Raw genomic sequence first — 19,734 nt, 5'->3', positions numbered from 1 at the left:
TTATTCGTCTCTTAGTGCTACAATGGGTTTAATTTTAGCGGCGCGATACGCGGGAATAAACCCGGCAACAGCACCTGCAAAAACCAATACAAATACAGTAGTCAATGCAGTGTTAAAATCTACTTGTGGGTATTTTATAAAATCACTTTCTATCAATGGGCCTACAAATTCGAGCAATGCCAATCCTGCCACGAGTCCGAAGAGTCCTGAAAACATCGTCACAAAAATAGATTCCTGTAAAATCATGCCTACAATAGACATGGGCTCTGCACCCAATGCTTTTCTGATGCCAATTTCTTTAGTGCGTTCCTTAACAATGATCAGCATAATATTGCCAACACCTACCACACCGGCAATGATGGTACCGATGCCCACAAACCAGAACACCGCTTTAATAGTATCTACTAAAGAATATATTTTACGTGCTTCTTCTAAGGTGTTATTTACCCTAATGGCACTGGTATCATCTGGTGCGATGATATGTGTTTCCTTAATATCGTTCTCAATTCCTAAGGTGACCTGCTCGGATAACTTAACAGCCTCATCAAAATTATCAGCCATCTTTACGGTGTACATCATGCTTCTGATGTCATTACCGCCATTAAAAGCCTTTTGTGCCGTAGTTATAGGCATCATCACCTTACTTTCATCACGTTCACCTCCCGGATCAAAAAACACGCCCACAACTTTAAAATTAATGCCGTAGAGTGAAATGTCCTTTCCTATTGGATTATCGCCTTTGAATAAATCGAGACTGACCTTATTACCAATAACGGCAACCTTTTTATTCCCGACAACATCAGAATGGTTGATGAACCGACCTTGATGGATATCGGCGTTTTCAATAAATTGATTGTCTGGCATAACGCCTTGAATCCTGTAGTTTCCGGATTCATTTTTGTAGTTGACCAATCCGCCCCATATGGTGTAGAAAGCCGATTTGTATTCTAAATTATCATCGTATTTAGTAACGATGTCATCAAAATCTTGATTTTTAAGTTGAATACGGCGTCCCGGATTTAAGCCTTTATATTGTTTGGTAGTAACACCCGTCCAAACTGAAATACTATTGGCAGCATCTTTCTCAAACTGCGAGGTCACCCCATTTTGAATGCCAGAACTAAATCCGAGTAAAATGACTAAAATAAAGATTCCTGAAGCAACAGAAAGACCAGTTAAAAACGTCCGAAGCTTGTTTTTACTTAAGGTCTCAAAGATTTCCTGCCACCGTTCAATATCAAACATACTGGGAAGCTCTTACTTGTTCCACGACACTATCATCTATGATGACACCATCTTTTAAATTGACGATACGTTTGGTCATTTGGGCAATATCATGCTCGTGAGTGACCACCAAAATCGTTTTTCCCTCGTCATTTATCCCCTGAATAAGCTCCATAACTTCATAAGATGTTTTTGTATCTAAAGCTCCAGTAGGTTCATCTGCCAATAATACTTTAGGGTCACTCGCTAATGCCCTTGCAATGGCAACACGCTGCTTTTGTCCGCCAGAAAGTTCATTGGGTAAATGGTGAGACCACGGCGCCAAACCTACTTTATCGAGATAATGCATTGCGCGTTCCACACGTTCCTTTCGTGCCACGCCTTGATAATACAAAGGCAGCGCAACGTTATCTAACGCGGATTTATAATTGATAAGATTAAAAGATTGAAAAATGAAACCGAGAAATTTGTTTCTGTAGTTGGCGGCTATCTTCTCATTAAGATTTTTAATAGGAACATTGTCTAGTGTATACGAACCTTCATCGGCCTCGTCCAACATTCCGAGAATATTTAGAAGTGTCGATTTTCCTGAGCCAGAAGACCCCATAATGGATACCAATTCACCTTCTTTGACATCAAAATTAATTCCTTTTAACACATGAAGCGAATTATTCCCCATGTGATAGGACTTATGTAAATCTTTTATTTGTATCATATAGAAGCTGTTGAATGTACAATGTTACACAAAACAACGCGCTAATTCTATTAACAATTTGTTAAGACTTGTACAAATAACTTCTATTTAGACATCTGAAAACAAAAAATGTTACAGATTCTAACTGGTTTTTCAACTTTTTTTAGTTCTGAAGTACTTCATATAAATCGCAAACCCTAATCCTCCAACAAGTAAATAAGGAATAACCATAAGGTATACAATGCCGTCATTAACACCCTTGGCGGTAGACAGACCATCTTCACTTTCCAATACAGCACGACACATAGCACATTGTGCATTCGTATTTAAAAATGTAAAAACAGTAAAAAGCAATAAAAGGACTTTCTTCTTCATTTTAAACATAATAAGGTGAAATCATAATATACACAATCACTCCTGATATTGCAACATATAACCACAACGGAAATGTGATTTTTGCTATTTTCTTATGGCGCTCTATATTGTTGGTAATCGCTCTTACATAAGTTATCAATACGAACGGAATGATAACGATTGATAAAATGATATGAGTGATCAACACAAAGAAATAAACCGTTCTCATAACGCCTTCTCCCTCGTAAGAAGTCGAGTTACTGGTCATATGATACGCCACATACATGATCAAAAAAAGTACAGAACAACCAATGGCGGTAGTCATCAATTTTTTATGAAGGTCAATTTTCTTATTCTTAATCGCCCAAAACCCAACAATCAGCAATACAGCAGTAAGGGCATTAATACTCGCATAAATAGGAGGTAAAAATGTTAGCGGGGCTACATCGTAACCCATATCACGTAAGTTGACACCAAATAATGCGGCAACCACCAACGGGATAACGATTGATAAAACAACAATCCATTTATTGTATTTCTTTTCTGCGGCTAGATTTGGGTTCTCCATTATTCCTTTAATAATTTAGCAATATCTTCTTTTAGCATGGTGATTTGTTGTTCCATGCCTTCTTCATCAAATTTTTCTTCTTCGGAAATCATCCCGTTATAATAAATGATAGGACTTCCTGAAGCGTCTGTTCTTGAACGAATGTATCCGTTCTTATCAATAAGCGCAAAGTTACCGGAATGTTCAAATCCGCCCTCCACATTATCATCCTTAGCAGTATAAAGATAGAAACCTTCATTAGCCAATTTATAGATGGCTGATTGATCACCAGTCATCATATGCCAATGAGGATTGGTTACGCCATGAGTTTCAGCGTAAGCTTTCAAGACTTCAGGCGTATCGATGCTTGGTGCAATGGTAAAAGACGCGATACCAAAATTATCTTCGTTTAGAAATGTGTTTTGAAGATCGAGCATGTTTGCATTCATCTTTGGGCAGATGGTTGGACAGGTGGTGAAAAAGAATTCCAACACATAAACCTTACCTTCATAATCTTTATTGGTTATGGTTTCGCCATGCTGATTTGTAAAACTAAATGCAGGCACTTTTTTACGATTCCCATTGATTTCAATAAAGGCTAAATCGGAGAGGTTTCCAGGTTTCTTTTTCGGATTCAGATTAATATCTTCTGTCCTACTTTCATCCCTTACCACGTCTTTGTTGTTGATACGGTCTATAATTTTTGGAACAAAATAAATCCCAAATAATAATACAACAAACGAAATACCTACATAAGAATAATTAGTTTTCTTGCTCATCTGTAACACCTTTTAAATCGTTAGCGCGTCGTGTAGTCGAATCAAAGTTTCCTTTGCGTTTTTCTCTGTATTCAGTAAACAACACACGCATATCTTCACTCATTTTATTTTTAAGTATCGCCACTTCTATGCAATCATAAGATGTCAAATCGTATTTGGCAACATTGTTTTCTACTTCTCTTTCCGTACGATCATCTAAACGCCCACGTTGATGCAAGTCCATGTCCACAATAAACACCTTAGAAGTTGACAGATTGCTATTAAGCGGACGGTCGGTAATTAAGCTGTTAAATACCGCCTTTGTATCGTCTTCCGATAAAAACACAAAATGCCAATATTTTAAATCCTCATGCGCCTGGATTTCCTTTTTTAGAACATCAAGCTTGTCTTCAGCTTCTGGCGACACGATAGCGACAATTTGGAACTTCTTAAAGCCTTTGAATTTATCATAGATCAATTCCTTCAAATTTGACGCTGCAACTCTGTTTTGAAGCGGATCCTTTCCGAAGAATGCCAACACCGTAATATGATCTTCTAAAGCATAATCGCTGACGCTTTGGATGTCCGTTACCTCGTCTTTAATAATGTCTAGCGGGTTGTAGTTGTGTTTTGCTGGAAGAAGCATTAATAGAAATGCAACGGGAAGAAAAAATAGTATTCCGAGCACTGTATACCGTATAACAAGTTTTTTATCCATTAGAGATGTTTTGCATGATTTTTTGTTCTAGAATATGAGATTCCTGTTACTGAAATCGTCCTGAAATACAGTTGTGCAAAAATAAAAAAGACGGTTCAAATAACCGCCTTTTTGTATATGTTTAACAATTAACTGTGACTATTGTAACAGCGTGATGATTGTTAGAAATCCATCTTAACGAAACCATTATCAAATACATTATGAACATAGCCTCCTTCTTGCAAGATGATGAATATTAAATAGGAAATTAAGAAAACGCCAGTCCATACAACCATACGTCTTAAACTTGCCACTTCATCTCTCATGTGCATAAAGTCCCAAGTAATGTAATAAGCTTTTACAACGGTTAGGATAATGAAGATCCAGTTTAAGGCTTTCATACCTAAAACATGAGCGTTTAATATCTCAGGTTTATAGATTCCTAAAACAACTTCAATTGCTGTAATTATGGATAAAAGGATTAAAACACCCCAAATTTTTTGAGTATTGGATTTAAACTTAACTAATCCTCTAAATATTTCTAATTTATGTGCGTCTGCTGCCATGTTTAAAATAAGTTATTCAAATTATACTAAGTAGAAGAATGTAAATACAAACACCCAAACTAAATCAACGAAATGCCAATATAAACCAACTTTCTCTACCATTTCGTAACTTCCTCTTCGCTCGTAAGTTCCAAGAAGAACGTTAAAGAAAATGATGATGTTCAACATGATTCCGATAGAAACGTGGAATCCGTGGAAACCTGTAATAAAGAAGAAATAGTTAGCAAACAATGGTGATCCGTATTCGTTTTGTTTAAGGTTAGCACCTTCAACAACCTTCTTCCCTTTAGTTTCTAACTCTTTAAGAGATTCGCTACGGGATAATGTCGTTTTATGACCATCTTCACCAGTATAAGTAGTTCTTACAACAAGATCAGGATTGGCTTTAAAACCTGCCAATACTTCGTCAAATGTATAACTTGGTAATGCTGTTTCACTTGTAAACCAAAGTCCTTTTCTGCTTTCGTGTTGCTCACGATCAGAAGACTGCGCAATGGCAAAATCTTTTAAGGCGACTTGATTGCCTTGGCCATCCATAATATGGAGGATGTTACCACCTTTAGTTGAAACTGCTCCATAGGTTCCTTTAATAAATGTAGTCCACTCATAAGCTTGAGAGCTCAAGAAGACCAAACCACCTAAAATGGTTAAGAACATGTAAATAGTTACTTTGGCTTTGTTTTTATGGTGACCAGCATCTACCGCCAATACCATTGTAACAGAAGAAATGATCAATATAAATGTCATGAAAGCGACAAAGATCATCGGATAATTTCCGTGGATAAAAGGGACGTGCGTAAAAACGTTATCCGCAATTGGCCATGAATCAGCAAATTTAAATCTTGAAAATCCGTAAGCAGCCAAGAAACCTGCAAAGGTTAAAGCATCTGATGTGATAAAAAACCACATCATCATTTTGCCATAACTAGTTTTTAGCGGTTCAGTACCTCCACCCCAACGCTTGTTTTCGGCACTAGTTTTCACGACAGTCGTATCCATATGTAGTGATTAGTTGTATTAATTTAAAAAGTTGCACAAAAATAATCATTTTATTCATCTAAAGAAACATCCTCAATATTTTTTGAGGCCCACTAGCTACGATTATTACTGTTTTGACATCATAGACATCAAAAAAACTCAGCAATTATCTTACAAAATATAAAAATAAAAAGAGATATACCCATAGTATATCAATAAAATGCCAAAATGTAGCAGCAAGTTCTAACCCCAACATCTTGTCGGCAGTGTACTTCTGTTTAAAATGATTATAAATTACTACCAAAAGACAAACCAGCCCTACAACAACGTGTGCAATGTGCATCATCGCTATTAAATAGATATAAGACATGGTAATATTACTAGTTGGTCCAGTAAAATTATAACCTAAATCGATAATTTGTTGAAAGCCCAAAAATTGGTTGGCAATGAAGCCTATACCTAAAGCCAAGGTTGCAAACAACCAAATAGTTGTCAGCTGTCTATTATTTTTTTCGAGTGCTTTCTTAGCCAAGATAAAAGTCACACTACTAATTAAAACCAAAACTGTGCTAATAATAAAGGCGTTTGGCAATTGGAAATCCTTTAACCAATCTTCTCTACTGCTACTTACCACAAAAGCACTTGTCCATCCTGCAAAAGACATGATTAAGGACACGATGCCAAACCAGAGCATCATCTTTTTTGCCCTGCTATTTTTCTCTTCGAAAGTTCCTTGAGTTAAGTCCATGTTATCTTATAAATTTATCTGCAACGTACACAATTTGTAACAACGTTATGTAAGACACACTTGCGAGCATCAGTTGTTTTGCGGCTTGCGCTGTTCTCTTTTTAAATAATTCTAATGCGAAATAGATCATTACCAACCCTAAAGCTAAAACGACAACTGCTGCCACGATAGATAATTTCAAATCGCCCGTTATCCCAAATACAGGAATAATAGAAACAATTACGGTCCAAATGGTATACATGATCGTTTGGGTAGCGGTGCCTTTATCGCGCTTTCCCGTTGGAAGCATAAAAAAGCCTCCTTTCTTATAATCATCAAATAAAAACCAACCGATAGCCCAGAAATGCGGAAACTGCCAGAAGAATTGAATGGCGAATAAAGTGCCAGGCTCAATACCGAAATCATTTCGAGCGGCAACCCAACCCAACATAAATGGAATGGCCCCAGGAATTGCGCCTGCAAAAACCGATAATGGTGTTTTTGTTTTTAACGGCGTATAAACACTGGTGTATAAGAAAATGGAAATAGCGCCGTACATGGCGGTTCTTGGATTGATAACGTATAATGTACCAATTCCTAATATTGTAAAGATAACTGCAAGTGTAAAGGCTGAATTGACTGACATACGACCTGCAGGAATAGGTCTGTTTTTTGTGCGGTCCATAAGCGCGTCTAAATCGCGCTCAATAATTTGATTGTAGGCATTAGAAGCGCCTACCATAAAATAACCTCCAAAAGCCAACAATACAATGGTGCCAACCTCAATAGCTTCAGCTCCTAACAGATATCCTGCTATCGCAGAGAACACAACACTCAACGACAATCTCATCTTAGTTATTTCCTTAAAATCAGAAATAATAGAGACCTTTGAAATCGAAGTTTGCGTGGTTGCCAATGCGTCTTGTTTTATTCGCTTTTAAATGCGAGTGCAAAGATACTTTGAAAATTGGTTTTTAGCAATTCAATTCCTGAATAAATAAAATTCAATATTCTTTTTGAAACTTTCTAAAAATGAATTGGATAATTCACATTGAAAAACTGAAACCGTTTTAAATTTTATGATTCCGAAATAGCAAGCCCATAGAAGTTAAACAACGTGCAATTGGAATGTTAGCAATCGATTTTAATTATCAAAATACCAATTGAACAAGTCGGTTCTTAATCCTAAATTGAACCAAACTGTACTGTTATCAAACGTCGTTTCGGTATTGGCTTCCGGATTGAAATTTCTAAAACTAATATTTGTAAAGAGTTTTAAATGACTTACTGGATTCATGACATATCCTGCTTGCAATTCAGCGTTAAAAGTTTTGGTAGTATTACCCTGACCAATTTTTACACCAGAATTGAATGGACGCTCATTGTAGTTTCTATACACATCGCCACCATAGCTGAAATTATCCGTGCCGTCATTAAAATCCAATCCGCGGGTACCAAAGATGAATTTTGCATCCGCAAACCAACGCTGATAATTGTAATGTCCTATGGCTATAAATTCCCTAAAGTTAGCGCCCCATAAATGCGCCATTGGCTGGTTGCTATGGGCATAATTATTGACGATGGTATTATGGGAATAGGTATAAGGGCGCACTTGGTTGTATTCCAATTGCAACATCAAGTTATCAACCTTAAACGCGTCATAATATTTGACACCCAACTGGTATCCGAATTTATTCTTCCAGCTTTTGTTTTTAGCCTTTACATCGCTTAAAGAGAATTCATCCAATACAAATTGGCCATATAAATTGATTTTGTTGTTCCATTTGTATTTTGCCGATGCTCCTACAATAGCATTTCCTGAACCTTGACCTGCTTCAAACTCTACAGCTCTAAAAAAGATAATCGGATTCAGATAATTGACATCAAAGCCCCTGCCATTGGTATCCGTCCACATTACCGACTCAAAAAGACCAATATTTAAGCGTTTGGAGACGTTCCAACTCAAGTAATGGTTTGCCATGTATTTGGTCAAAAACGCCTTGTCCTCAACCACCGCATCACGGACATCGCGAAGCCACATCCAGGTATTGGTGTATTTAATTTTCCAGAATTTGGTATTTAATTTTAAAAATGTCTGCGGATTTGCCACATCACTTTGTAATAAAGAACGGTAGCCATCGCCAATAAAGTTCTTACCGTGACCAAATTGTACATTGATAAATTTTGCCGGAGCATATGATAAATAGGCTTCCGCTACCGGATAATCATAAGAATCCGTTTTAAAACGCTTGGCAATACCACGTCCAGGAATTATTGCCGGATCAGGCCCAAAAGCTTTTAGACTTTCCGCGTACTGATTATAGTATTGTGCAAACCTACCCTGACTTTCAAAAACAGAGGCCGAAAAACTAAACTTCTTACCTAAACCACCTTGAACATATATGCCTCGAGTATTATTGTAGGTCGTAGAAAAATCAGCATCTGTGTCTTTCCCCACTTGTAAATCGAGTACAGGGTCAATGGTAAACCAATAATCGCCACCTTGCACCTCTACCAAATGCTCATCCCACAATTTCCTGCTCCACCACGCATCTGAACCTTTAACTAAAGCTTCCTTTTCTGCCTTAAAATCATAATATGGCGCTACTTCCTCATAAACAAAAGGTTTTGCTGCGGTATGACTGTTGGTCCCCAAAGCATTCATTTGACCATCAAAACGCGAATAATATTGATGTGTAAACGGAATATTTAATTGACTGCTGTATTCCAAGCCTTCATATTTTTTAATGGCCTTGGTGATACTATCAAATTCATTGGAGACAATTGTATTAAGGTCGATTGTTTGTTTAATACTTTTTTCCTCTTCTATAGCATTAGTGGTCACCTCCTCAGGATTGACCAACGGAATTTTAATAGCTAAGGAATATTGATAAAAAGTAGGTTTACCATTATAGGTTCCGGGTTGAATTTTAGGCAAGGAATCGAAAATACGGTTGGTTTCATCTTTTAAACTATCATAAACGGCATCTATATAAAGCACATTTATAACACCTTCCTTATCCACTTCAAAAAGCACTTTTACATCGCCTTTATAGCTATCATCGGCTACTTTTTGAGGAACCTTGAAATTTTCGAAAATAAAGAGATTCAGTTTATTGTTAAAACATGCTTTTAGATCATCAATAGCTTGATTTTCGCAACCTTCAAAAACGGGCGATTTTTCATAAATTTTGATGTTCTGTGAAACACTTGTAAGATGAAAACAGATAAATACACTTAAGAAGAAGTACTTCATAGACAGTTGCAACCTTTTTACTGAGGAAAGATACTATTTTTTTTAAAACAGAGATGTCAAATTTAAAAAGTTCAGTTTGAGCTATTTTAACAACAAAGAGTTACTGAAAGATCCTCATTTGAGAAGGTCTTTTCAATAACTCTTTATAAGCTGATGGTTGTACAAGTACTTTTTACTGCACGTCAAATAGTATTGGCAAAGTATACAATACAGATACCGGGCGATGTCTTTGTTTCCCAGGAATCATTTGTGGCACTTTACTAAGCACACGCTTTGCCTCGTCTTCTAATTGCTGTGATGGCGCTCTCGATTGGATTTCAGTAACATTGCCCTTCTCATCAATTTTAAATTGTACATAGATTTTCTGAACGCCGGTTAATCCCATTTCACTGGCAATTTTGGTGTCAAAACGTTTCTGGATGAGCGTAGTCAACTTATCAGACATACAAGCTCTACGCGCATCATTGGTGGTAGCAAATTCACATCCTGGATAGATTGGCACCTGCTCTACCCCCAACATGTTGAAAATTTGAGGCTCATCAATTTCTGGTGGTGCCACAATATCTAACTGATCAGGATTGATCGGCTCATGGTACACATCCGGTTCAGTCAAAATATTTAATGAAGGGCTTTCAAAATCGTCAGGAGCAATAATTGGGTCTTTGTCAAGCACCACGGTCTTTTTTGAATTATCAACACTTTTTGGTGTAGTGTTTTCCGCAATCTGAAATACTTCCGGGGAGACCTCGGCAAAGGGCTCTTCTACCTCCAATTTACTTAGCTGATAACTTTTGTTCTCAAACTTCATTTCAAAAAGTGAATAGGTGCCCAACAAACAGAGAATCAATCCCACCTGAAAATAAAGGGTGAAGTTTTTTTGTAAGTTTGCATCATGCTTGCGTGATTTTACATGACGTGGGTCGCTCTGGCCAGCAACTCCACATGAATTTTTAAAATTCTTCATAATATGTATATTTAAAATGTTAATATTATGCTAAAATCACAACAAGCATACCAAAACGAAAATCCCGGCTAATTTATTAGACGGGATTTTTAATTATACGCATTACTACTGAAAATAGAATCAATAAAAACTAAAAAACCCCGAAGCTTTCGCAACGGGGTTTTACTATTTCAATTTGGTTTCTTAGTCTTGAACTTGGAACAAGATTGGTAAAGAATACGGTACTGTTACCGCTTTACCACGTTGCTTACCAGGTTTCATTTTAGGAAGCAAACCAATAACGCGTTGTGCTTCTTTCTCTAAACCAGGGTGTGGCGCTCTTGCTCTAACATCAGTAATACTACCAGTTTTGTCAATCTTAAAGATAACACTAATACGTTGTCTTCCTGAAAGACCTAATTCTGATGCTAAGTCAACATTAAATTTCTTGTTTACAAACTGAGCAATCTTATCAGACATACATTGTTTTTTCGCATTGTTACCACTTTCGTTTTCACAACCTGGAAAAACAGGTACATTTTCAATTACTGCAAATGGAACTTCAATATCTTCTTCTGGAGCTTCAACAACAACTACGTCTTCAACTTCAGCGATTTCATCATCTTGATTCGTTTCAGAAGATTGGATAACTGTTTCCTCAACTTCTTTCTCATCCTCAACAACCTCTATTTCCTCTGGCGCTGCTGGTGGCGGCGGTGGCGGCGGCGGCGGCGTTTGTAACTGTTCAGTAATTGGAATTTCTTCTTCCAATTCATCATCCATATTGATCATCCCAATATCAATGGCCTCTTTATCGTAAGTCTTGTAATTGATAGCCAAATTGGTTAACAATAACATTAAAGCAAGACCGACAGCAAAATAGATCGAGCTATTTCTACCAACGTCTGCCTTTATATTTTTTTTTGGTTCCATGTGCTTAGAGTGTTTTAGGAATGCTAAAATAACCAATAATTTGTTAAATAAGCAAGGGATTAATTTATTTTATCTTTAACTTTCTATAGACGACTACAAAGAGTACCGCAAATATTGCACCAAAGATATTGGCAATCATATCATAAACATCAAAGGTTCTATTAACTGTTAAAAAATCTTGAAACAATTCCATTAAAACCCCGTAAGTTGATGCAGCAAACAAGGCAATTATTAATGCGTTCTTTATTTTTAACGTCTTTAAATAGTTAAAAATCAACCAGGTCAACACAAAATAAGCTCCAGAATGATGGATTTTATCATCAATTGATGAGCCAAGTGTCTCAATACTTCCTAGCGTGATTAAACTTAAAACCAAAAGTACAATGGCATAAGCTACAAGCAAAGCCAAAGCTACATGTTTATGCACCTATTAATTCTTTGTAGGCATCAGCAGTAAGCAATCCGTCAATTTGTGAAGCGTCAGAAATTTTCATTTTGATCATCCAACCTTCACCGTAAGGGTCAGAATTCACTTTTTCTGGCTCATCTTCCAATGCTGAATTGAATTCAATAATCTCTCCAGAAAGAGGCAAGAACAAATCAGAAACTGTTTTTACAGCTTCAACTGTTCCAAAAATCTCCTCGATTTCTAAAGTTTCGTCTACAGTTTCAACCTCAACATAAACAATGTCTCCTAATTCTCCTTGTGCGAAATCTGTAATTCCTACAGTTGCAACATCACCATCAATACTGATCCATTCATGGTCTTTGGTATACTTTAATTCTGCTGGTATATTCATTATGTAATAAATTTAATAGTAAAGCAAATGTACTTTTTTAAAATCCTTAAATCAAAATTAATTGCCGAAATTATATCGCAAGGTTATCCCTGATCTTATTGTAGTTTGAGGGAATGCTGTAGAGATGGCATATTCAGAAAATGTATAATCAAAATAGAAAATACCTGTTAAGTTTTTACTGAAGGCATAATCCGCAGAATACTTAACTCCCCAAATGGTCTGACCAGATGTTACTTGGTTGTCTTCCAGATCCAAATACCTAATAATGGTCTTATTATCACGTAAGGAAATGTCCGCCTTCATGTTCAGATCAGCTTTAATAATTTCCGTTGGTCCGGCCATTTTTGATCGAATTCTTACATCTTTAATTCGGTAGCCTAACCCTAAAGTATATTCATTCCCTTTAATTTCAGTCAGTAGATTGTTATCAAAACTTAAGGAAAGGATTCTATCTTTTTTAACCTCAGCTAATATCTTAACAGAATTCTTCATTTCAAAATCCAATTTCACTAACGGACTAAACTGTTCTTCCAAGTTGATATTACTGAATAAGGTTCTGTTTTTGAAATTCCCACCTTGATCGAGCACTTGCGGATGCTCTTGATCGTAATCGAGATTGGTACGGAATTGATTGATGGTATATCCAGAACGGTAGCCATGAGAGACTGAAAAACGTTTGAATTTGTCCTTAAACCATTTTAAGCGCATCAATCCTGTATACTTCATGGTCCAATTAGGAATTGGAATATCTCTGAACGCACTTAGTTTTACATTATCAGGATTTGTTCCTTGATAAGCCGATAAGAATGCCGGCAATAAGACCGCTTGATTATTTTTTCCAAAACCAACTGGATACCCATCAGCGTCTGTAGGATAGGATGAATTACCATAGAAATCCTGCGCCAAACGTCTTGCAACTACCAATCTATTGGCTCTAAAATCATCAAACGCCGCGGATTGTTTTTCATCACTTGGGCTGAATGCCGTTTTTATGAGCGATGTTGAGATGTTAAAATTACCAAAGGAATTTGTGATGAGCGTGTTGTACGTATCACTCAACCCATCATTATCAAGATCGATGGCATTAAAGTTTTCACTTGTATTTTCAGAATACATTCTGGTACCAATCAAATCAATCTTCAAATCTTTAATCACTTCAAGATTGGCAGAAACATCTAATATGCGATTGGTAACTTCTGAATATTGCTGATTAAAATCAGGGTAAACGGTCAACCAACCATTTCTCGCTACCAAATCTCTAATATCATTTTGGCTACCAAAAGTATACCCGAGCGTAGGTTTCATAGTTCCAATAAAACCTGGAGTTCTTAAATATCCAGGCAAAAACGACCCATTATTTTCACTGTAGTTAATTTGCAAACGTTTCACCATGGTCACAATGTCCACAAAAGTATTGAATGCCTTTGCACCTACGTTGGAATCAGCCTTTTCTTGGTCAGGATTCTGATTTCCGTTGGCTGGTGTTTTTCTCTCTATACCACCTGGAGGAGGCGTTCGTCTTTGTAATGCCTTATTCTTATCCACTTTTCTCACGAGTCCTACATATTTATATAGGGTTTCCATGTTTAATGTGGAATTGATATTATGTGTATTGGCGTTTTGGATTGAATTTCCTAAGTTGTAATTCTGGATGACTCCTGTGGATTCATCTTCGAAAGGTAAATTAGTGTATATGTCCGAACCTTTTTGCCATTGGAAATCGCCAGTATAAGAATAGGTAGCTTTTAAGAAGCTAAACGTAGGAATCTTATAAAGTGGAATTTCATAATTGAGTTGTAACTGCTGATTCTGAATGTTTGGATCTCCGAAATCGAAAAAACCATCCCACACATCTAATGTAGGATCTTGTCGGCCATTGATCACATCATCAATAAAATAATTTCTGACGATGTTTGTGTTGTTGGCAGAAAAATTCAAGTTCAACGATTTCGACAGTTTGTAATTGATGGCATATTGAAAGTCGAATCTGTAATTTCTTCGGAATAATTCTTCCAAGCCAATATTATTTCCTGCTAATTCAACCTCTCTAAATTTCTGCTTGTTGAACTGACGTAAAACATCGGTGTTAATTGTAAAACTGTTCGGCAATAAATTAAGATTGAAATCCTTTAGAATCTTAGCATATTTCCCTTTGAAAATAGAATCATTTTTGGCGAAAGGCTCAAAGGTGATCGATTCAAAAGAATGCGCATAATTTACACCTGTTCGTAAATTCTGGTCTAAGGCATTCTCGATTTCGAAGTCGCGATGTTCTACCTTATTATAGGAATAGTTAAATGTCAGATTCTCCACATCATAAAACCGTGGTTTTTCATCTCCTGTACGTTGTTTTCTAACCCCGATAAAATTGATGCTTCTACGCTTGGTATAATCTTCAGACTGCGCCAAGATAGCATCCTCTTCTTCCGATGACTTTGCTGCGCTAAGTCTTGAATCTAACGTTAAATCATTATAGAACTGATCATACTTTGGCGTGATCGTTTCTTCACTTTGCGCATAATTAAATGGCACTTGAATGCCCCATTTTTTAGGTAACAACTGCCCAAGATTAACATTGGTAACCACATCATACTGCTTAACATCTTCACGGCTACGCTCATTAGGACGTTGCTCAATGCCGCCAAAACCAACGGTGCTCTGTCTTCCGGTTGCACTAATGCTTGCGAAATCGGCAATATTGGAATCCATGCTCAACACAGCAGCCCAACCGCCTTCATTATCCAAATCAGAAAGTCGCAATTCATTAAACCAAACCTCTCCACATACATTGGTTGCGGTAGTATTATTTTTAACACCAACCATCAGCACTCTGACATCACCAAAATTAGGATTTCCTTTTATGGCAACGCGGGTTTCGCCCACCTCAAAAGGATCACTTCCAGAAACCACTTCAGGTCCCGAAGATGTAACATTATAAACGGTAGGATTCTGATTAGACAAGGAGCCTTCACTTATTCCTATCGATTTAATTTGTTGTAGGATGTCCAACGAGATGTCAATTTCGTTTTCCGAAGGCCAAACCTGATCTCTTCCCGCACCTGAAACGACGTTTAAAGGCACTTGAATTTCATAGAAATTTTGGGTGAAATCATTCCCCATTCTGATAAAACCGACCATTTCACCAGGATTCAACGTACGGCCTTCCTGTGCTTCGGCATGCATAAACATTTTAAGTTTTTTGTACTGACGCATGTCAATGCTAATATTTTTATAAACCCCACGAGAATCTCCAGCTTCCAGTTCGCATACCTCAACTACTAAGGATTGTTCGTTTTGTCTGATAATATTGTTATTGTTGTTCAGCTGCTCCAATTCTACTCCTGGAGGCAATACATAATTTCCTTCGTTTTCTTGCAGACCAATCACACCCACATTAAAGGAAGCATCTGAACTATTATTTGCAGGATCACTATCCAAGTCTAAAGTGTAGCGTCTCCAATCACTTCTTACCAAGTCTAACGATGCAAAACGCATAACGGTAGGTTGCGTAAAGCCTTTAAGATACATTCTTGCAAAACGTACAGATCTGATATCCGTAATACCACCGATAGCTCTTGTAGATTTATCAATTGGAATACGGAATTGGTACCATCTGACATCTCTATTGTCGCCATTAGGCAAGGTGATGTTTCTCGTTTTAACGTCATTAATTAACGTGTTGTTCGGGTTGTCCAAACTAGCACGCGAAATATCAACTTCATACTCATAATAACTATCAATGGTATTCATTGTGTTATCTCTGTTGATGTCCTCAACATCCGGTTGCGTAGTAGAACCACGGTTGGTGTCAGAGAAAATATCTGGCGAGTTCCCCTCGGTACCGTTGTATTGTTTATAACGATCGAAAATATTTCCTTCCGCTTGAAGGAAGTATTTATAGTTATCATTTGATGGGTCTGGGCCAAATTGTGAGCCAAACTCCAAAATCTCCTGATCGTCATTATACCCATCATAACCCACATCTTGGTTTGTACGTTCTGCGCCTAAACTGGAAAACGCATAAATCAAGGATTGATTACGCGGCACAACAGTTCCAAATTCGGTAGTGTTTAATCCGCTGATATCACCATTGTCTGGAAGTCCATTTTCATATTGCTTTTTACCATCCTTAATGATATCTTCAGAAATATTTCCAAGATTTAAAAGCAATTTCCCTCCTGGGTTGGATGGATTATCCAAGAATGGATCCTGTACCCAAAATTCGATATATTCCACATTCGCCTGTTCAAAATCTGTACTTGTAATTTGACGCGTGATACCCGCCCAGCTATCTTGTGGCGATGTTAATGTATTAGGAAAATTAATGTTTTGAGTTTGGAAATTGTAAGGTCCTCTTTCAGTAGGATAAAATGCCAAGTCTAATGTTGGAATGACGGTACTTTGCCCCTGCACCAAATCTCTCTCAGGGAAAATCTCATCTATATACACACGTCTCGTGTAGAGATTGGAAACATCTTGATCAGTAATTCCACTTGGCCTTTGAGGACTGTAAAAAATAGGATCTACCGTGTACCAGTTCAGTAATGCTCTATTAAATCCGTTTTGAATGCCATTTTCATCCTCATTTGGAGCGATGCCTAAATTTTTAGGACGGCTTGACAAAAACCAAGCTTGAGGCGAAAGCAAATCGATACTACCCTGTGAACCTTCAAAATTATCAACATAAGCTGTAGCTTCCCCTTGAAAATTGGTACCTTTTGGTGCACCAGGAAGCAGGTATGCAAACTCCCCTCTTACCGAAAGATTGGATGGTACATCAGTATCTATATTTGGCAATTTATTGGCCAAACGGGTTAGGAAAGGCACTTCAGTAGAATAATTACCATTAAGTCCGAAAATTGTATTGTTGATGGACTCTGTATTGTAATTTGCTTTTTGGGTGATTGGCCGTTCGCTCAGATTTAAGAATGTTGCGCCCAATACAAAATTCTCATTGAACTGATGCTCCACATTTACTCCGGCAAAGCGTTTGGTCTGTTGACCGAAAACTGCGTTATTTTCTACGGATACATTAATCGGCGTATTTGAAGCTTTTAAGGCTTGATCTAAAATTTCAACACGCCCTAACTGATAATTTACAGTATAGTCAACGCCTTCAACCAACACACGACCACCTGCAGTTACTTTTACAGAACCTCTTGGAACGTTGAAAGCGCCAATGGCAATACCATCGCTCCCTGAAGATTTGTAACGCCCTTTTAACTGGAACTTATTCTTATCTGCTTCCTCTAAAGCTGCCGTTTTTGTGCCTTTATACAGCAAATCATACACATACTTTTCTTGATTCGGGTTGGCATAGGTGGCATCATTATAATCTGAAGGATAAGCTGGATCGGCTAAAACATCAAAGAGATATTTTCCGAAAGGTTCTACTTTTGTGAAAATAATCTTGCCATTTTGGGTCAGGACTGTAACACCGGGAACGAAATCGAAAAACCCATCCCCGTTTTGTTGAGGATCATTATTAAAGTTCAACCGGTCCAAATGGAAAAGTCGGATTAATGGTGTTTCGGTAATCTGTGTATCATCCGTGGGGTCTGGAGTGTTATTGTCATAAAGCGGGAATGTTGTTCCAGCTACCGGTTTTATGTAGTTCACTGGTGATGATTCCGTATAGAAAATATTCAATTTAAAATCTTCCTGACTTAATTGATAAGCACCAGAATCATAGATATTTTTCATCATCAAATCCCAAATAGGCTGATTCACATTCGTGATCGCACTTTTCAGCATTTTTAAGATCAAGTTATTATTGTTGATGACCGTATTTCCGGTTGATGGATCTGTAGAAGAACCTGTAGCTTCCACCCCATCGTTCGCAAATTCACCCACTTGATAAACTTTATTCCCCACCGTATATTGGAAAGCTACTGCCAACACTTCATCATTAAGCAAACGTTGATTTAAGGAAATATATCCCAATTGCGTTTGAAGGGTATAGTCATAACCTTCAATCAATTTTTTAGCATTTTCCAATTTACCAAAATCGAAACCTTCATTGGCCGGGATATTGATACCTTGTTGTACCCTTGTAATGTCTCTAACCGCACTGTTTAAATTGGAACCTGGACCACCAATATTCGTAGGATCAAAGCCGTTGTTTTTATTATCAGGAAGTGGACCTGGTTGTAATATATTAACATTAGAACCTACTCGTTGTGATTCCCCAAGATCTTGAAATGCGGCCACATTACGCACATTATCCGTTTGATTACTCCTATTGGTAACCCAAACTTCTATACGTGTAATTTGAACATTACTGTTGATATGTGGGTAACGTTGTAGGGCAACATCATAACGATCCCTAAAATATTGTGCGAGGAAAAAATGTCGGTTTTCATCATAATCGCGGGCATAGAAAGAAAACTCTTCTAAGGTGCCACCGCCTTGTGCGACAACAGAGCGCGACTGCGATTTTTGCTCTGAGAAGACCGCGGTAACACGAGTTTTCCCAAATTGCAATTCGGTTTTCACCCCAAATAAACTCTGCGCTCCTGTAATTAGCGAACTATTTAAAGGCATGCTGACGTTACCAACCTCAATTTTTCTGACAATATCATCTTCAGTTGGGGTGTATTCCAACTTGATTAAATTCTGAAAATCGAAGGTCGATTCTGTATCGTAGTTAGCGGTGACTTGGAGTCGGGTTCCAACTTTACCAAGCAAACTCAAACTGATACGTTGGTCAAAATCGAAGGTGAAATTGCTCCGGTTACGTGGTGAAAATGATGGATTATCCTGTTTTGTAAACAGCACTCCCAAATCCATTTCTACCGAACCTTGCGGAACAACCTCAATGGTATTCCCTCCAAAAATGGTTTCAAAAAATCCGGAATTGACATAAAACTCAGGGAGTAGATTCTTTTGCTGTGCATCAGTACCGTCTTTTCGACCTTCAGCAGCGTCAACCTTTTGTTTGTAATAATTTTTGAGATTTTCTTCAAGCACCAATTTTTGATATTCCGTCGGCGTTAAAATGAGCGGATAATTGATGTTAAAACGTCCAACAGATTGGGTGTAGATATACCGATCTGTAATAGGATCATACGTATATTTTGAAACAATACTGTTCGGATTAGGCATTTTAATACTGCCTAACGCATAGCCGGTTTTTGTGCTATCTTGAGTTGGCGGCGTTTCTTGCGAAAACCCAAGGTGACTTATAAACAGGGTTATGACGATAAGCCATAAACGTTTTCTTAACTGTAATAAGCTTGGGTTAGTTGTGCTCAAAAT

General features: G+C 37.5%; 16 protein-coding genes. All 16 read right to left on the bottom strand.

Translation table 11 applies throughout. The features are described 5' to 3' along the window. The 16 genes from Q0947_RS12235 to sprA all read right to left on the bottom strand — a co-directional run bounded on the left by Q0947_RS12235 (nucleotide 1) and on the right by sprA (nucleotide 19,731). Nucleotides 1-1,245, bottom strand: a complete 1,245-nt coding sequence (locus tag Q0947_RS12235; RefSeq protein WP_299397809.1) for an ABC transporter permease — start codon at nucleotides 1,243-1,245, stop codon at nucleotides 1-3. Beyond that, nucleotides 1,238-1,939, bottom strand: a complete 702-nt coding sequence (locus tag Q0947_RS12230) for an ABC transporter ATP-binding protein (RefSeq protein WP_299397806.1) — start codon at nucleotides 1,937-1,939, stop codon at nucleotides 1,238-1,240. Before Q0947_RS12230 ends, Q0947_RS12235 begins: the two co-directional genes overlap by 8 nt. A gap of 132 nt (nucleotides 1,940-2,071) precedes the next feature. Then, complete coding sequence (locus Q0947_RS12225) at nucleotides 2,072-2,293, bottom strand: hypothetical protein (protein ID WP_299397803.1); 222 nt, start codon at nucleotides 2,291-2,293, stop codon at nucleotides 2,072-2,074. A gap of 1 nt (nucleotide 2,294) precedes the next feature. Further along, a complete protein-coding gene (locus Q0947_RS12220) occupies nucleotides 2,295-2,840 on the bottom strand; it encodes a DUF420 domain-containing protein (RefSeq protein WP_299397800.1) in 546 nt (181 codons plus the stop codon). Further along, nucleotides 2,840-3,598 carry an SCO family protein gene (locus Q0947_RS12215; protein ID WP_299397797.1) on the bottom strand — a complete coding sequence of 253 codons (759 nt, stop codon included), beginning with the start codon at nucleotides 3,596-3,598 and terminating at the stop codon, nucleotides 2,840-2,842. The genes Q0947_RS12220 and Q0947_RS12215 overlap by 1 nt, the downstream gene beginning before the upstream one ends. Next, a complete protein-coding gene (locus Q0947_RS12210; protein ID WP_299397795.1) occupies nucleotides 3,582-4,295 on the bottom strand; it encodes a hypothetical protein in 714 nt (237 codons plus the stop codon). The genes Q0947_RS12215 and Q0947_RS12210 overlap by 17 nt, the downstream gene beginning before the upstream one ends. Before the next feature lie 161 nt (nucleotides 4,296-4,456). After that, nucleotides 4,457-4,840 (bottom strand): cytochrome C oxidase subunit IV family protein, encoded by a 384-nt coding sequence (locus Q0947_RS12205; protein ID WP_299397792.1) that lies wholly within the window; start codon nucleotides 4,838-4,840, stop codon nucleotides 4,457-4,459. A 21-nt stretch (nucleotides 4,841-4,861) separates the two neighbouring features. Next, nucleotides 4,862-5,839 (bottom strand): cytochrome c oxidase subunit 3, encoded by a 978-nt coding sequence (locus Q0947_RS12200; RefSeq protein ID WP_299397789.1) that lies wholly within the window; start codon nucleotides 5,837-5,839, stop codon nucleotides 4,862-4,864. 145 nt (nucleotides 5,840-5,984) lie between these two features. Continuing rightward, the gene (locus Q0947_RS12195) at nucleotides 5,985-6,566 is read right to left on the bottom strand and encodes a cytochrome c oxidase subunit 3 (RefSeq protein ID WP_299397786.1); all 582 of its coding nucleotides are present in this window, start codon (nucleotides 6,564-6,566) and stop codon (nucleotides 5,985-5,987) included. 1 nt (nucleotide 6,567) lies between these two features. After that, complete coding sequence (cyoE, locus tag Q0947_RS12190) at nucleotides 6,568-7,461, bottom strand: heme o synthase (protein ID WP_299397785.1); 894 nt, start codon at nucleotides 7,459-7,461, stop codon at nucleotides 6,568-6,570. Nucleotides 7,462-7,689: 228 nt separating this feature from the next. Next, nucleotides 7,690-9,801 (bottom strand): gliding motility protein RemB, encoded by a 2,112-nt coding sequence (locus Q0947_RS12185; RefSeq protein WP_299397782.1) that lies wholly within the window; start codon nucleotides 9,799-9,801, stop codon nucleotides 7,690-7,692. Nucleotides 9,802-9,973: 172 nt separating this feature from the next. Beyond that, entirely contained in the window at nucleotides 9,974-10,765 is a 792-nt protein-coding gene (locus tag Q0947_RS12180; protein WP_299397779.1) for an energy transducer TonB, read from the bottom strand. Between the two features lie 183 nt (nucleotides 10,766-10,948). Next, nucleotides 10,949-11,677, bottom strand: a complete 729-nt coding sequence (locus Q0947_RS12175) for an energy transducer TonB (protein ID WP_299397776.1) — start codon at nucleotides 11,675-11,677, stop codon at nucleotides 10,949-10,951. Nucleotides 11,678-11,741: 64 nt separating this feature from the next. Beyond that, nucleotides 11,742-12,104 (bottom strand): VanZ family protein, encoded by a 363-nt coding sequence (locus tag Q0947_RS12170; RefSeq protein ID WP_299397773.1) that lies wholly within the window; start codon nucleotides 12,102-12,104, stop codon nucleotides 11,742-11,744. Beyond that, entirely contained in the window at nucleotides 12,097-12,477 is a 381-nt protein-coding gene (gene gcvH / locus Q0947_RS12165; RefSeq protein ID WP_299397770.1) for a glycine cleavage system protein GcvH, read from the bottom strand. Before gcvH ends, Q0947_RS12170 begins: the two co-directional genes overlap by 8 nt. A 57-nt stretch (nucleotides 12,478-12,534) precedes the next feature. Further along, nucleotides 12,535-19,731, bottom strand: coding sequence for a cell surface protein SprA (gene sprA, locus Q0947_RS12160; protein WP_299397769.1), 7,197 nt, complete (start codon nucleotides 19,729-19,731; stop codon nucleotides 12,535-12,537). Nucleotides 19,732-19,734: the final 3 nt, after the last annotated feature.

Origin of the sequence: uncultured Gelidibacter sp. (assembly GCF_947500795.1) — a bacterium.
GTDB lineage: Bacteria > Bacteroidota > Bacteroidia > Flavobacteriales > Flavobacteriaceae > Gelidibacter.
This window is presented reverse-complemented; position numbering and strand designations above follow the sequence as displayed.